Source organism: Bradyrhizobium sp. 132 (genome assembly GCF_023074185.1).
Lineage (GTDB): Bacteria > Pseudomonadota > Alphaproteobacteria > Rhizobiales > Xanthobacteraceae > Bradyrhizobium.
Genome location: NZ_JADPKY010000158.1, coordinates 134,013 through 148,738, shown reverse-complemented (window position 1 = coordinate 148,738; position 14,726 = coordinate 134,013). Strand labels below are relative to the sequence as shown.

General features: G+C 64.4%; 13 protein-coding genes. 8 read left to right on the top strand and 5 right to left on the bottom strand.

The window, feature by feature from the left end; translation table 11 throughout:
* Positions 1 to 3: 3 nt before the first annotated feature.
* Complete coding sequence (locus tag IVA74_RS34505) at positions 4 to 879, bottom strand: S-methyl-5'-thioadenosine phosphorylase (RefSeq protein WP_247351737.1); 876 nt, start codon at positions 877 to 879, stop codon at positions 4 to 6.
* A gap of 144 nt (positions 880 to 1,023) precedes the next feature.
* Positions 1,024 to 1,296: a phosphopantetheine-binding protein gene (locus tag IVA74_RS34500; RefSeq protein ID WP_247351734.1), complete on the bottom strand. Its 273-nt coding sequence runs from the start codon at positions 1,294 to 1,296 to the stop codon at positions 1,024 to 1,026.
* A gap of 358 nt (positions 1,297 to 1,654) precedes the next feature.
* On the opposite strand from IVA74_RS34500, the gene IVA74_RS34495 reads away from it, so the two are divergent.
* From IVA74_RS34495 to IVA74_RS34465, 7 genes are all read left to right on the top strand, one after another.
* Positions 1,655 to 2,872: an acyl-CoA dehydrogenase family protein gene (locus IVA74_RS34495; RefSeq protein ID WP_247351731.1), complete on the top strand. Its 1,218-nt coding sequence runs from the start codon at positions 1,655 to 1,657 to the stop codon at positions 2,870 to 2,872.
* A gap of 94 nt (positions 2,873 to 2,966) precedes the next feature.
* Positions 2,967 to 3,947, top strand: coding sequence for an amino acid--[acyl-carrier-protein] ligase (locus IVA74_RS34490; protein ID WP_247351728.1), 981 nt, complete (start codon positions 2,967 to 2,969; stop codon positions 3,945 to 3,947).
* 37 nt (positions 3,948 to 3,984) lie between these two features.
* Positions 3,985 to 4,860 carry an acyl-CoA acyltransferase gene (locus IVA74_RS34485; RefSeq protein WP_247351726.1) on the top strand — a complete coding sequence of 292 codons (876 nt, stop codon included), beginning with the start codon at positions 3,985 to 3,987 and terminating at the stop codon, positions 4,858 to 4,860.
* Between the two features lie 328 nt (positions 4,861 to 5,188).
* The gene (locus IVA74_RS34480) at positions 5,189 to 8,056 is read left to right on the top strand and encodes a PAS-domain containing protein (RefSeq protein ID WP_247351724.1); all 2,868 of its coding nucleotides are present in this window, start codon (positions 5,189 to 5,191) and stop codon (positions 8,054 to 8,056) included.
* Positions 8,057 to 8,260: 204 nt separating this feature from the next.
* On the top strand, positions 8,261 to 9,238 hold the full coding sequence (locus IVA74_RS34475) for a tripartite tricarboxylate transporter substrate binding protein (RefSeq protein ID WP_247351722.1): 978 nt from the start codon (positions 8,261 to 8,263) through the stop codon (positions 9,236 to 9,238).
* A 187-nt stretch (positions 9,239 to 9,425) separates the two neighbouring features.
* Positions 9,426 to 9,911 carry a tripartite tricarboxylate transporter TctB family protein gene (locus IVA74_RS34470; protein WP_247351720.1) on the top strand — a complete coding sequence of 162 codons (486 nt, stop codon included), beginning with the start codon at positions 9,426 to 9,428 and terminating at the stop codon, positions 9,909 to 9,911.
* 4 nt (positions 9,912 to 9,915) lie between these two features.
* Positions 9,916 to 11,424: a tripartite tricarboxylate transporter permease gene (locus IVA74_RS34465; protein ID WP_247351719.1), complete on the top strand. Its 1,509-nt coding sequence runs from the start codon at positions 9,916 to 9,918 to the stop codon at positions 11,422 to 11,424.
* 10 nt (positions 11,425 to 11,434) lie between these two features.
* On the opposite strand, the gene IVA74_RS34460 is transcribed toward IVA74_RS34465, so the two are convergent.
* A complete protein-coding gene (locus IVA74_RS34460) occupies positions 11,435 to 13,129 on the bottom strand; it encodes a bifunctional diguanylate cyclase/phosphodiesterase (RefSeq protein ID WP_247351717.1) in 1,695 nt (564 codons plus the stop codon).
* Between the two features lie 221 nt (positions 13,130 to 13,350).
* On the opposite strand from IVA74_RS34460, the gene IVA74_RS34455 reads away from it, so the two are divergent.
* Positions 13,351 to 13,611, top strand: a complete 261-nt coding sequence (locus IVA74_RS34455) for a hypothetical protein (protein ID WP_247351715.1) — start codon at positions 13,351 to 13,353, stop codon at positions 13,609 to 13,611.
* Between the two features lie 6 nt (positions 13,612 to 13,617).
* Here IVA74_RS34455 and IVA74_RS34450 read toward each other — a convergent pair whose 3' ends face one another.
* The gene (locus IVA74_RS34450; RefSeq protein ID WP_247351713.1) at positions 13,618 to 14,259 is read right to left on the bottom strand and encodes a hypothetical protein; all 642 of its coding nucleotides are present in this window, start codon (positions 14,257 to 14,259) and stop codon (positions 13,618 to 13,620) included.
* A gap of 142 nt (positions 14,260 to 14,401) precedes the next feature.
* Positions 14,402 to 14,584 carry a 50S ribosomal protein L32 gene (gene rpmF / locus IVA74_RS34445; protein WP_007598106.1) on the bottom strand — a complete coding sequence of 61 codons (183 nt, stop codon included), beginning with the start codon at positions 14,582 to 14,584 and terminating at the stop codon, positions 14,402 to 14,404.
* Between the last annotated feature and the right edge of the window lie 142 nt (positions 14,585 to 14,726).

The following is a 14,726-nucleotide window of genomic DNA, read 5'->3' as shown; positions in this document are numbered from 1 at the left end:
GTATCACGCCCGCAGGATGCGGCCGGCCACCGCATCGAGCTTCTTCAAAAGTTCGGGATCGCGCGCCTCGGGCACGGTGATGAGCGCAGTGTCGAGCGCGCGGTCCGAACCGATCGGACACGGTTCATGCTCGCGCGGGAAATCCTTGGCCAGCCGCGCCACCAGCGCCTTCGCCTTGTCGGCGTTCGAGCTGAGCACGCGGATGATGTCCTGCACGGTGACGGCGTCATGATCGGGATGCCAGCAGTCGAAATCCGTCACCATCGCGACGGTGGCGTAGCAAAGCTCCGCCTCACGCGCGAGTTTCGCTTCAGGCATGTTGGTCATGCCGATCACGGAATAACCCAGTGTCTTGTAGGTCATGCTTTCCGCATAGGTGGAGAATTGCGGTCCCTCCATGCAGACATAGGTGCCGCCGCGCGCAAACGCGATGCCCTCGGCTTCAGCGGCCGCGGCAAGATGAATACGCAAGCGCGGCGAGACCGGGTGCGCCATCGACACATGCGCGACGCAGCCCCGGCCGAAGAACGAGCTCTCGCGCTTGTGGGTGCGATCGACGAACTGGTCGACGAGAACGAAGGTACCGGGCGGCAGCTCCTCCCTGAACGAGCCGCAGGCCGACAGCGAGATCAGATCGGTGACGCCGGCGCGCTTCAGGACGTCGATATTGGCGCGATAGTTGATGTCGGAAGGAGACAGCCGGTGGCCTTTGTCATGGCGCGGCAGGAACACGATCGGCAGGCCGGCCATGGAGCCGCGCCGCAAGGACGCCGACGGCTCACCCCAAGGGCTCTTGATCACCTCTTCGCGAGCGTCCTCGAGTCCCGGCAGATCGTAGATGCCGGAGCCGCCTATGATGCCCAGTACCGCCTGCGTCATGCCTGCTCCACCCCGTTCGCGCCATCGCGATCCCGTGGAGAAGCTATGCCAGTTTTGCGGCGCTTTTGGAACGGGGGTGGTGGGCGGGGTGTCGATGCTGTGAGGAGCGACGCCGCATATTCCGTGTCGTCCCGGAGGGGCTGACTAGGCCGCGGTCGCCGGCTGCAGCTGGGTCGCCACCATGCGCTCCAGCGTCTCGATGGACTGGAAGTTCTCCGGTGTGATCTCGGACTGGGGAATCGTGAAGTCGAACTCGGCTTCGACGCCGAGCATCAGATTGACCATGTCCATCGAGGTCAGGCCGACGTCGACGAGCTTGGCCTGCGGCGTGACGTCAGCGGCAAGCGAATTCTGTGCGAGAATGCCCTTCACCAGCTTGATGACACGATTGCGCAATTCGGTATCGAAGCCCTGCATCGGCAAATTCCCATCTGTCTGTTAAAGGTCGGACCGGTTGCCGGCTACGATGGGCACGGCGGGCCGATCCCGCAATGGACGCCACCATTACTTCGCGTTTCTTAGTAAACGATGACTCAGATTGTCTGGAATTCCGGCCTCTTACAGATCCCTAACGCGATCGCGGAAATACGGGCGATGCAAACAACCCGACCTTAACTGCTTGTTCGGAATTGGACTTTGTTTACCCTCTATTTCATCGACGAATTTGAATTAAATCCGTAGCCTCATCTCATAAGCAAAGATGGTCGGAGGATCGCTCAAGCGGCATCGCGAATGATGCCGGCGATCCTGAACGGCAAACCGGAGGCGGACGAGCATGAACGTGCGTGAAGCAGTCCTCACTGTCGACGAGACGCAGACGAGCTATCTCGAGCAGGGTCCTTCCCTCGTCGAGCGCACCGCCCGGACCGCCGCCGCGGCGGCAGCCGACGCAGACGGGGTCGATCGCGACGCCCGCTTCCCCCACAAGGCTTTCGAGGTCGCGCGCGAGCAGAAGCTGCTCGGCGTCATGATCCCGGTCGAGTTCGGCGGCTTCGGCGCCTCGATCCACGACGTCACCGATATCTGCTACGCGCTCGGACGCGCCTGCGCCTCCACGTCGATGGTCTACGCGATGCACACGACAAAGGTCGCCTGCGTCGTCAGGCACGGTCACGGCATTCCCTGGATGGAAACCATGATGCGCCGGGTCGCGCGCGACCAGTGGCTGCTGGCCTCCTCCACCACCGAAGGGCAGAACGGCGGCAACATCCGCGCCAGCGCGGCTGCGGTCGACCACGCCGGCGATACCGTCTCGCTCGTGCGAGACGCCACCGTGATCTCCTACGGCGCCGAGGCCGACGGCCTCGTCACCATCGCCCGCCGCGCCACCAATGCTTCTGCGTCCGACCAGGTGCTGCTGGCGCTCGCCCGGGACGATTATTCGCTGAAGCGGACGCTGGGCTGGGAAACGCTCGGCATGCGCGGCACCTGTTCGACCGGTTTCGAGTTGAAGGTCGACTGCCCCGCCGACCGCGTCTTCCCGGAATCCTATGACAAGATCCACGCCCAGACCATGACGCCGTTCGCGCATCTGTGCTGGTCCTCGGCCTGGGCTGGTATCGCTGCAGCCGCAGTTACCCGTGCGCAGGCCTTCGTCCGCAAGGCGGCCCGCACCTCGGGTGGTCAGATGCCGCCGGCGGCCGCGCATTTCACCGCCGCCAAGATGTCGCTCGCCAAGCTGCGTGCACTGATATCAGCCAATATCGACACCTTCGCCCGTGCCGAACACGACGAACGGGCGCTCGGCTCGCTCGACTTCCAGTCTTCGATCACGCTTCTGAAGGTGCAGGCCTCGGAGCTCGCGGTCGAGACCGTGATGCATGCGATGCGCACCGCAGGCCTTTCCGGTTACCGCAACGACGGTGAGTTCACCATGGGCCGTCACCTGCGCGACGTGCTGTCATCGCCAATTATGATCAACAACGACCGCATTTTGGCCAATGCCGCGACATCGACCCTGATGAGCGGCGTGCCGACCAGCCTTCATGACTGACGTGCCTCTTCGTGCCTGACGTGCCTTGGCGTGACTGACGTACCTTGGCGACTAAACCAACAAGAACAATTTTGAGATAGCAGGACACCGAACCATGAACATTGCCGTCCTCCCCAATTCGCCCGAGACCGCGCCGCAAATGGCCGATCCGCTCGATCATCTCGCCGGCAAGCTGTTCCACTCCATGGGCTCGGACGGCGTCTACGCCCGCACCGCGCTCTATGAGGGAATCGTCGAGCGGCTCGCCGCACTGATCACGAGCCATCGCGAGGCCGGCACCGAGGTGATGCGCTTCCCGCCGGTGATGAGCCGTTCACAGCTCGAGAAGTCCGGCTATCTCAAGAGCTTTCCAAACCTGCTCGGCTGCGTATGTGGCCTGCACGGCACCGAGCGCGAGATCAACGCCGCGGTAAGCCGCTTCGATGCCGGCGGCGACTGGACCAGCTCGCTCTCGCCGGCAGACCTCGTGCTGTCGCCGGCGGCCTGCTATCCCGTCTATCCGATCGCGGCGAGCCGCGGCCCGCTGCCGAAGGGTGGCCTGCGTTTCGACGTCGCCGCCGACTGCTTCCGCCGTGAGCCGTCAAAACATCTCGACCGGCTGCAGTCGTTCCGGATGCGGGAATATGTCTGCATCGGCAGCCCCGATGACGTCGCCGATTTCCGCGAGCGCTGGATGGTGCGCGCGCAGGCGATCGCGACCGATCTCGGTCTCACCTTCCGCGTCGACTATGCCAGCGACCCCTTCTTCGGTCGCGTCGGCCAGATGAAGGCGGTGAGCCAGAAGCAGCAGCAGCTCAAGTTCGAGCTGCTGATCCCGCTGCGCTCGGAAGAGCAGCCGACCGCCTGCATGAGCTTCAACTATCACCGCGAGCATTTCGGCACGACCTGGGACATCCAGGACGCCAATGGTCAGCCGGCCCACACGGGCTGCGTCGCCTTCGGCATGGACCGCCTGGCCGTCGCCATGTTCCACACCCACGGCACCGACCTTTCCGCCTGGCCCGCCAAGGTGCGGGAGATCATGGGCCTGCAGTCGCGGACCGCGGCCGATGCCCATGGCGAAGGCTGGCGCTAACGGAACGAGGCCAGTCATTTCCACGGGAAAAACCAGCGTGATCCACACCAAGGTCCGATGCCGCGAGATCACCGAGTCCGACGTCGAGGCAGTCGCGGACTTGCTGACACGCGGCTTCGTGGGCCGCTCGCGCAACTACTGGATCCAGGGCCTGCGCCGGCAGGCCTTCCGGCCTGTGCCGGAAGGTTACCCGCGCTTCGGCTACATGCTCGACAATGACGGCACGCCGGTCGGCGTGCTGCTGCTGATCTACACGGCGCGGAAGGACGGCGGCGAGACCGCCATCCAGTGCAATTTGTCGAGCTGGTACGTCGATCCGGCCTACCGCAACTACGCCCCGCTCCTGACCAAGATCGCGCAGCGGCACAAGGACGTTACCTATCTCAACATCAGCCCGGCGCGGTGGACCTGGCCGATCATCGAGACGCAGGGCTTTCGCGCCTATTGCCGCGGCATATTCTTCTCGGTACCTGCGTTGGCGCGCGCGCCGCGCTGGAGCAAGATCGAGGTCATCTCGCAGCACGCCAAGATGATCGATGGACTTTCCGAACCCGAGACCGAGCTCTTGACGCGGCACGCGCGCTACAATTGCCTCAGCTTCGTGTGCCGCACGCCGAAGGGAACGTTCCCTTTCATCCTGCAACCGGTGCGCATCCGCCGCGGCTTCATTGCGCCTCCCGCAATGAAGCTGATCTACTGTCGCAACGCCGCCGAATACACCGAATGCGCAGGCCGCATCGGCCGGCTGCTGCTGCGGCTCGGCAAGATCTCGGTTGCCATCGATTCCAATGGCCCTGTTCCCGGCCTCGTCGGCATCTACACCGAGCGGCGTGGCCGCAAATATTTCAAAGGCCCGCACCGGCCGCAGCTCGCCGACCTCACTGATACGGAGCTGGTCCTGTACGGGCCGTAGAGCGGTACGGAGACTGCACTCTGGCCCCGTCATCCTGAGGTGTTCGCCGTGCGCAGCGCGGCGAGCCTCGAAGGATGGACGGTCGGGATGCAGCCGGGCCGTCGCCCTTCGAGGCCTCCGCTTCGCTCCGGCACCTCAGGATGACGGCGATAAGGTCCGGGCTGATGGTAAGACCTCACCATTCAGATGTCGGCATACACGCCTCTCTGCACCGCCGGTCACCCTCCGTAAACTACGGCGCTTAAGGGAATTTTCCCGCCTCTTCGCTACCCTCAGCGACTGAATTACGCTGCGTTAAGTCTATTGCCCGCCGAGACCCCGCCGCCCCATGACGTCGATCCGCGCCAACGAGCTTGATGCACGCCGCGAAGAGGGCCCGGAGGCCCTCGTCGGACTGAGCCAGCTTGCGCTCGACCACATGGAGCAAGGCGTCTGCGTCTACGACGTCGCCAACCGGATCGTGCTGGTCAATCAGCGCTACCTCACGCTGTTCAACATGTCGGCCGAGATCGTGCGGGTCGGCACGAGCTATCGCGACGTGCTCGCTCATAGCGCTGAGCTCGGCAACTTCCCGGCGAACGACCTCGATGCGCTCTATGCCAGGCGCATGAAGCAGATCGCGGACGGTCAACCGTTCCGAACGGAGCAGCATCTGGCAAGCGGCCTCGTCATGGCACTCGAGCTGAAGCCGCTCCCCGGCGGCGGCTGGATGACGATCTGCGACGACGTCAGCCGCCTCGCCCGGCTCGAGGCGGAGCTGCACGTGCAGACCGAGCGCAGCCAGCACGCACTCGCGAACATGTCGCACGGGCTCATCATGTATGATTCCGACAGCCGCGTCGTCGTCTGCAACGAACGTTTCCTGAACCTCTACAATCTCGACCCGGAAATCGTGAAGCCGGGCGTCACGCACCGCAAGGCCATCGATCACTGGCTTTCGCGCGGCAACCTGCCAGGGATGTCTGCCGAGGAATTCCACGACACCAGGCTGAAGGACGTGTGCGCCAGGAAGGCAAAAACCCTGCTGGTGATGCGCTACGACGGACGGATGGTGCAGGCGGTCTCCCGTTTCCTGCCCGACGGCGGCTGGGTGACGGTGCACGAAGACGTCACCGAGCGGCTGCAATACGAGGAGACGCTGAGGCAGCAGAACTTCATCCTCGATGCCGCGCTGGAGAACATGGCGCACGGGCTCGCCTTCTACGACAGCGACATGCGCCTGCGCGTCTGCAATACCACCTACCGGAAGATCTATCGGCTGTCGCCGGAGGAGACCAAACCCGGTACGCATCTCGGCGAGCTGATCGAGCGCTCGATGACGAACGGCGCGTTCTCATCCGAATATAGTCCGCAGCAGCTCCTGGAAGCCGCCAGCGCGAGGATCGCCGACCGTGACTCCTCGCCGAGGCGCCGGCGCATGTCGAACGACACCATGATCTCGGTGCGCTATTGCGCGCTGGCCGAGGGCGGCTTCGTTGCCACCTATGAGGACATCACCGAGCGCGAGCACGCGGTCGAGGAGTTGAGCGAGCAGTATCGGCGCTTCGACGCGGCTCTGAACAACATGAGCCAGGGCCTGTGCATGCTCGATCCGAGCCTGCGCGTGATCGTCTGCAACCGCCGCTATATCGAGATGTACGGACTGTCGCCCGAATTGGTGAAGCCGGGCGTCTCGATGCGCGAGATCATGGAGCACAGCTGCGACCTCGGTATCCATCCGAATACCACCGGCGCGCGGCTCTATGCCGACTATGTCGAGAGGCTGCGCGAGGGCGAGCACACGCTGCACCACCATCTGAGCGACGGCCGCATCATCAAGCTCAATCACAAGCGAATGGAGCACGGCGGCTGGGTCGTCACCTATGAGGACGTCACCGAGCGCCACAAGGCGCAGGCCCGCGTGGCGCACATGGCCCTGCACGATTCGCTCACTGACCTGCCCAACCGCACGCTGTTCCGCGAGAAGATGGGCGAGGGGCTGAACCAGGTCGCGATCGCCGGCGGCGCGATGGCGGTGCTGTGCTTCGACCTCGACAATTTCAAGACCGTCAACGACCGCCTCGGCCACGCGGCCGGCGACCGGCTGTTGCGCTGGGTCGCGGCGCGGCTGAAAGAGAATGTCGGCGAGCACGACACCGTCGCGCGGCTCGGCGGCGACGAATTCGCCGTTCTCCAGCGCGGACCGCAGCCGCAATCGGCGGAAAAGCTCGCACGCCGCCTGGTTGAGGTCATCGGTCACCCGCCGCCGCTGGAGAACCAGTCGATCCATGTCGGCGTCTCCGTCGGCATCGCAATCGCGCCCGAGCACGGGCTCGATGCCGACGAGCTGATGAAATGCGCCGACCTCGCGCTGTACCAGGCCAAGGCCAAGGGGCGCGGCGCCTATCAACTGTTCGAGCCCGAGATGGAGGAAGAGGCCCGGAGCCGGCACGCGCTGGAGCACGACCTGCACGGCGCGCTGGAGGCACGGGAATTCCACCTTGCGTTCCAGCCGCAGGTGCGGCTCGACTCGACCGAACTCACCGGCTTCGAAGCGCTGCTGCGCTGGAAACATCCGTCGCGCGGCGTCGTCTCGCCGGCCGAATTCATCCCGATCGCGGAAGAGAACGGGTTGATCGTTCCGATCGGCGAATGGGTGCTGCGCACGGCGTGCGCGGCTGCCGTGTCCTGGCCCGATCTCACCGTCGCGGTGAACCTGTCGCCGGTGCAGTTCCGCGCGCGCGGGCTGGTGGCGATGGTCACGAGCGCGCTTGCGGAGGCCGGCCTGCCGCCGCACCGGCTCGAGCTCGAGGTCACCGAGACGGCGCTGCTCGACGACAGCGAGGCGACGATCGAGATCCTGCACCAGCTCCGCGCGTTAGGGGTGCGTGTCAGTCTCGACGATTTCGGCGTCGGCTATTCCTCGCTGAGCTATCTGCGCAAATTCCCGTTCGACCGCATCAAGATCGACCGCTCCTTCGTCGGCACCCTCGGCGAAAGCCCGGAGAGCGTGGCGATCGTCCGTACCATCGCCAGCCTTGGCTCGGTGCTGGGCGTCGAGACCACGGCGGAAGGTGTGGAGACGGCGGAGCAACTCCATTTCGTGCGCGAATGCGGCTGCACCGACGTGCAGGGATATTATTTCGGCAAGCCCTGCCCGGCCGCGGAAGTCGAACGCATGATCGAGACGCTGAACGCAGTCCGCCGCGTGGCGTAAAGGCTCCGCCGACGGCAAATTCCGTATCTCGGCACACTTCCAAACGACCAATTGTCGCACGTGCGTTTTTCGCCGGAATCACCGTCTCGCCCCGGCGGAGCCGCCGCGCAATGCGCTTTTCTTCTCCCATGATTTCGGGGACAATCCCGTCATAACAATGAGAAACGGCGGCCCGAACGAGGCCACTGCGAGGGAGGAATTTCGATGTCGCGATACGGGCTGAAGACAATCGCGTTTGCCGCCATGCATACCGTCGTGAGCGCGTTGCTCGCAACCGCCGCCGGTGCGCAGGACTATCCCACCAAACCGGTGACGCTGATCGTGCCATGGCCGGCCGGCGGATCGACCGACATCTCGATGCGCGCGATCGCCGACAGCGCCTCCAAGGTCCTCGGGCAGCCGATCGTGATCGACAACAAGGCGGGCGGCGGCGGCACGGTCGGACCTGCCACCATGGCCGCGGCCGCGAAGCCGGACGGCTACACCATCTCACAGCTTCCGATCACCGTCTTCCGCCTGCCCCTGATGCAGGAGGTGTCGTGGGATCCGGCAAAAGATTTTACCTACATCATTCATCTCACCGGCTACACCTTCGGCGTAACCACCAGCGCGGAGTCGCAGTTCAAGTCCTGGAAAGACGTGGTTGCGTTCGCGAAGGCAAATCCGGGCAAGGTGACCTACGCGACGCCGGGCACCGGCACCTCGCTTCATATCGGCATGGAGCAGATCGCCGCGATGTCCGGCATCAAGCTCACGCAGGTACCGTTCAAGGGCGGGGCAGAGACCAACGCCGCGGTACTCGGCCAACACACCATGCTGCAAGCCGACTCCACCGGTTGGCGGCCCTTGGTTGACGCCGGCAAGCTGAAGCTTCTCATGGTGTGGACCGGCGCGCGGTCGCCGAACTATCCTGACGTGCCGACGCTGAAGGAGCTCGGCTATCCCATGGTCTTTGATTCCCCGTTCGGCATCGCAGGACCCAAGGGCATGGATCCCAAGATCGTCGCCAAGCTGCACGACGCCTTCAAGAAGGCGGTCGAGGACCCCGCGGTGGTCGCCACGCTCGCCAAATACGACATGGTGCCGAGCTACAAGAATACCGAGGACTACAGGAAGTTCGTCGTCGAGGTCACGGAGTCAGAGCGCAAGGTGATCGACACGCTCGGGCTTGCGAAGAAGTAGGATTGAGCCACTTTTATGTCCCGGACGCGGTGCAGCGCTTCTCCAGCGCTGCGTCGCGTCCGGCATCTACATTTGCCACGCATCTATGGACCCCGGATCTGCGGCGCACCGCCATAGCATGTCGAAGACGTGCGTGAACGCACTTATGGCGCTGCGCAGCGTCCGGGGAACGGCCGAGAGGGCGTCTATGAACGACAAAACCAACGTCAAACTCCGCCTCAACAACTCCGAACTCTGGGGCGGGTTGATCGGGCTCGCGCTGGGCGGCTTCGTGATCTGGCAGGGCGTTAAGCTCAAGCTCGGCACGATCAACGACCCCGGCTCCGGCTACGTGCTGTTCTACACGGGCATCTTGATGTGCGTGTTCGCGGTCAGCATTATCATTTCGGCCATCACGGAGGGCGGCCCGACGCTGGCCTCACGCTGGGATAATGTGAGCTGGGGCAAACCACTCCTCGTCATCGCCTGCCTCACCGCATTCTCCTTTGCCCTGGAGCCGCTGGGATTCCTGTTATCGTCGATCCCGTTGATGCTGCTCTTGTTACGGTTGATCGATCCCGTGCGCTGGACACTGGCGATCCCGGTCGCGGTGCTGGTGCCGCTCGGGATGTGGTGGGTGCTCGAGCGGGTGCTGCTGATCCAGTTGCCCTCGGGCCTGTTCGGGATGGGTTAGCCGCATGGACACGCTCGTCAACGTCGCGCACGGGTTTGGCGTCGCGCTGCTACCGATCAACCTGCTCTATTGCTTCATTGGCGTCTTCATCGGCACGCTGGTCGGCGTACTGCCGGGCATCGGACCGATCTCGGCGATGTCGCTGTTGCTTCCGGTGACGCTGTCGGGAACGCCGGAGTCCGGCATCATCATGATGGCGGGCATCTATTACGGCTCGATGTATGGCGGCTCGACCACCTCGATCCTGGTCAACATCCCCGGCGAAGCCGCTTCCGTCGTCACCTGTATCGACGGCCACCAGATGGCGAAGCAGGGCCGAGCTGGCCCTGCGCTGGGCATCTCTGCCTTCGGTTCCTTCATCGCCGGCACGTTTTCGCTGGTCGCGCTGATGCTGGTGGCGCCTCGGCTTGCGGGCATTGCGATCGCGTTTGGCCCGGCCGAGTATTTCAGCCTGATGGTGCTGGGCCTCGTGGTGCTCACCTTCCTCACCCAGGGCTCGATGCCGAAGGCGCTGTTGATGGCATGCACGGGTGTCGTGCTCGGACTGATCGGGCTCGACAGCATCACGGCGCAGCCGCGGCTGACATTCGGCCGCATGGAGCTGATCGACGGTATCGGACTCGTCCCCGTCGTGATGGGCCTGTTCGGGGTCGCCGAGGTGCTACTCAACATCGAGCAGGCGATCAAGCGCGACATCATCAACGCCAGGATTACGCAACTCCTGCCCACCAAGGCCGATTGGCAGGCGAGCGCCGGTCCGGTCGCGCGCGGCACCGTGCTCGGCTTCCTGCTCGGCATCCTGCCGGGCGGTGGCGCGGTGGTGGCCTCGTTCGCGTCCTATGCGCTGGAGAAGCGGCTGTCGAAAACGCCGGAGCGTTTTGGCCATGGCGCGATCGAAGGCGTCGCAGGCCCCGAATCCGCCAACAACGCGGCAGCCGGCGGCGCGTTCATCCCACTGATGACGCTGGGCATCCCGCCAAACGTGGTGATGGCGCTACTGCTCGGCGCTTTCGTCATCCACGGCCTTCAGCCGGGACCGCTGCTGATCACGCAAAACCCCGGTCTGTTCTGGGGCATCGTCGCCAGCATGTATATCGGCAACGTCATGTTGCTGATCCTCAATCTGCCGATGATCGGCATGTGGGTGCAGCTGCTCAAGCTGCCCTACAACATTCTCTTCCCCCTGATCATCCTGTTCACGATCATCGGCGTGTACTGCTCGAGCAACAACGTGTTCGACGTCTATGTGATGATCGCGTTCGGTATCATCGGCTATTTCATGCGCAAGCTCGGCTATGAGCCGGCCCCGCTGGTGCTCGCCTTCGTGCTCGGACCGATGCTGGAGAACAATCTGCGCAAGTCGCTGATCCTGTCGCAGGGCGACCTCTGGACCTTTGTGCAGCGTCCGATCTCGGCGGCGTGTCTCGTACTGGCGCTGGTGCTGCTGGTCGCGCCGCTGTTGCCGGCGCTGCGCAAAAAGCGCAAGCTGGTGGCGCTGGATGAAGGGGCGTGAGGGTTTTGTCTCAGCCTGCCGCAGGCAGCACGTTATCCGGCGACGCGCTCCACGGACGGTCGGCCGACGCGAGCCCGATCAAACGGCCCTGGATGTAGTCGCAGCCCCAGTCGCGCAGCATGTTTGCGGCCTCTTCGTCCTGCACCCATTCGGCCACCGTCTTGATGTCGAGGCGGCGGGCGAGGTCGATCAGGGTCTGCACGAAGGCGCGGTCGTCGGCGGAATGGGTGATGTTCTGCACGAAGGCGCCGTCGATCTTCACGATATCGACGCCGAGCTTGCGCAGATTGCGGAACGAGGTGTAGCCGGCGCCGAAATCGTCGATGGCGATGCGGCTGCCGAAATTCTTCAGCCGCGTGACGAAGCCGCGTACGTCGTCGATGTCCTGGATCGCGACCGTCTCGGTGATCTCGACGATCAGACGCTCGGCAACACCGGGATGCGCGCGCATCAGCGATTCGATGCTGGCCCACCAGTCCGGATCCATCGTCGTGTCTGGCGAGATGTTGAGGCTGAGGCAGATGTCAGGCGCGGCCGCGAGCTCGGCGACCACGAGCTCGAGCACGCGGTGATCGACCAGGCGGATCAGGCCGAGCCGCTCAGCGACCGGCACGATATCGGGCGCGAGCAGCACCTGGCCGCCGCCCTGGTCCATCCGCACCAGGCATTCGTGGAACGCGCGCTCGCGCGAGGCGGCCGAGACCACCGGCTCATAGGCGAGCTTGATACGGCGCTCGTTCAGCGCGGTGACGATCTCGTCGGTAACGCGGATGTTGACGCGGCGCTGCGCGTCGCGCGCGGCATCGGGACGCCAGGTCGCGAACGAACCCACGCGGCGTTGTTTTGCGGCGTCCAGCGTCTCGTGGGCGCGATTGACGGCCTCGTCGGTGTTGCGGGCATAGCGCGGCACGCTGACCGCGCCGATCGAGGCGGTGACCGACACCGGGCCGGATTTGGTCGGCACCACCTCGTCGCGGATGCCGGCGAGGAAGCGCTCGGCGGCGACGTTCATGTCGTCGACGGTGCAGTTCTTCAGGATCAGGCCGAACTTGTTGCCGGAGAAGCGGCCGAGCACATCGCCGCCGCGCAGGCGCGCACGGATGCGCTTGGCGACGTCGAGGATCACGGCATCGGCAACGTCGAAACCGAAGGCGTCGTTGACGCGCGCGAGATGATCGATGCCGACCAGCATGAAGGCCGCGGTCGACCGGAAACGGGTCGTCTCCTCGATCGCCTCGGCCAGCGCCGCGATCAGATGCGAGCGATTGAGCTCGCCGGTCAGCGGATCGAGCCGGGCCAGCTTCGTCAGTTCCTCGTCGCGGGCGTGGCGCTCATTGTTGATGCGGACGGAGCCGATCGCGCGCACCGGCCGACCATCGGGTCCCGAGAACCAGCGGCCGGTCTCTTCGATCCAGACCACGGGATCGGCAGCGCTCATGCGCACACCGTACTCGACCCGGTAGGGCGTGCCGTCGGCGCCGTGCACGGCGGAGGTCTGCGCCAGCGCAGCGGTCCGCAGCGATTGTGCGGGCTCGATCAGCTTGGCGAATTCGGTGCCGGTGGCCAGCCGCTCGGCGGGAATTCCGGGGAAGATGGCGCTGACCTGCTCACCCCAGATCATTGCATCGCTGGCGATGTCCCAGGCGAACACGGCTTGGCCAAGGGCGGCCAGGATGTCGGAGGCTTGCGGCAATGCGGGGGTCAAAATCGCCTCGTTTCGGGACAGCGGGGAGTCCTGAGTCGGCACAGGATAAAGCCAGATTCGCCATTGACCCTAGGCAAAGTTGATAAACAATTTGGAAACCACGTTTCCTCACGCCGCAGGAACCAAACCGGCCCGTCCGGCATAGGCCTTGCGAGTACATGACACGCACCGGCGCCAGCGTCCCGAAACGCGACAGGCTTGCCGGATCAACGGTGATAGCGATGTTGAGTACGAACCGATCGGACCAGGCGGACAACGGCACGGGCACGGCCCTGGTGCCGCAGCTGCCGATTTTGCAGTGGGTCCACAAGGCGCCGCTGCCGCGCCCCGATCCCAGCTTCGTCACCCAGCTCATTGCCAATGCCGAGAACCTGCCCCAGACGAGCCGGCTCCGCCGTGCGTCTTCCGAGGATGCGCAGGTAGCCTATGGCAGCAAGCATCCGCTTCCGAGCGTCACCGCGCGCACGCGGCAGGTGGCTTGAAGTAGATCAGCGCGGCGCGTCGGGAGACGACGGCGTGCCGTTGCCGGGCTGAAGATGCGGCGAGGGGATTTCCGGCGAGGACGTGCTCTGAGCCGGCTTCGGCGCGGGGTGATCGATCAGCACGGATTCGGCGACCGACTGCGCGGAGGGTGCGGATGCGGGCGGCACCGCCGGCGCAGAGACGGGCTCGAACTTGGACTCGACCACCGCTTCATCGGCTGCCACTTCAGCCTGGCGCCTGGCCTTGCGCGATGCCGGCACAGTCTCGGCGACATAGGCGCCGCGGCGGCGCGTGCGCTGGGCGATGCCGCCGAGGAAGTCGGCCATCGCGAGCAGCACCAAAAGGAAATAGGTGGAGTTGCCGAATTTCGGCCACATCACGAATTCGGCCGCAGCCGCGCCGAACACGATCAGCGACAGCAAATGATCCATCAGGAATTTCGAGCCGGGCCGCGCGCCCTTGACTATTTCGAGCAGCAACAGCACGACGCCAAGCGCGAGCATCACGTCGGCGAGTGTGACCGGCCAGGCCTCGCCCGTGATCATCGGAACCTTGAACAGCACGTCCGTAAAGGACACGCTCGGCATCAGGAAGGCGATGATGTTGTAGACCGCGAGCGGGATCAGAAGCAGCGGGAAACCGACCATCGGCGAATGCCTTCTCGATCAAGATATCCAGACAGGACAATGCGGCGGCGAAGCATTCGCTCCGCCGCCGTCACTGTCATATCTCATGGGTTGGCCGAAATCAGGCAGGCGAAATCATCCTGCCTGGGGAAAGGTCCTGAATTCAGGACTCTTTCTTCTTCAGGACCTGACGGCCCTTGTACATGCCGGTCTTGAGGTCGAGATGATGCGGACGACGGAGCTCGCCGGAGTCCTTGTCTTCCACATAGGTCGGCTTTTTGATGGCGTCTGCCGAGCGGCGCATGCCACGACGCGACGGCGAGGTTTTTCTTCTCGGAACGGCCATTTCAATATCCTCTAGGGATTGGTGTTTCGGGGCATCGTCCGCGAGGGGACGGCTCAGCACCCGCAAACCGAGGCGAGCTGAATGCCGGTCAAGGCCGGGCTTATAGAGGAAGGTCGGGCTTAAATCTAGGGTTCTGGGACGG

Coding starts and splice junctions, on each gene's coding strand:
- IVA74_RS34490 (WP_247351728.1), top strand. CDS start 2,967: ATGAACATTGCCGTCCTCCCCAATTCGCCCGAGACCGCGCCGCAAATG.
- rpmF (WP_007598106.1), bottom strand. CDS start 14,584: ATGGCCGTTCCGAGAAGAAAAACCTCGCCGTCGCGTCGTGGCATGCGC.
- IVA74_RS34500 (WP_247351734.1), bottom strand. CDS start 1,296: ATGCAGGGCTTCGATACCGAATTGCGCAATCGTGTCATCAAGCTGGTG.
- IVA74_RS34450 (WP_247351713.1), bottom strand. CDS start 14,259: ATGGTCGGTTTCCCGCTGCTTCTGATCCCGCTCGCGGTCTACAACATC.
- IVA74_RS34505 (WP_247351737.1), bottom strand. CDS start 879: ATGACGCAGGCGGTACTGGGCATCATAGGCGGCTCCGGCATCTACGAT.
- IVA74_RS34495 (WP_247351731.1), top strand. CDS start 1,655: ATGAACGTGCGTGAAGCAGTCCTCACTGTCGACGAGACGCAGACGAGC.
- IVA74_RS34455 (WP_247351715.1), top strand. CDS start 13,351: ATGTTGAGTACGAACCGATCGGACCAGGCGGACAACGGCACGGGCACG.
- IVA74_RS34465 (WP_247351719.1), top strand. CDS start 9,916: ATGGACACGCTCGTCAACGTCGCGCACGGGTTTGGCGTCGCGCTGCTA.
- IVA74_RS34480 (WP_247351724.1), top strand. CDS start 5,189: ATGACGTCGATCCGCGCCAACGAGCTTGATGCACGCCGCGAAGAGGGC.
- IVA74_RS34475 (WP_247351722.1), top strand. CDS start 8,261: ATGTCGCGATACGGGCTGAAGACAATCGCGTTTGCCGCCATGCATACC.
- IVA74_RS34470 (WP_247351720.1), top strand. CDS start 9,426: ATGAACGACAAAACCAACGTCAAACTCCGCCTCAACAACTCCGAACTC.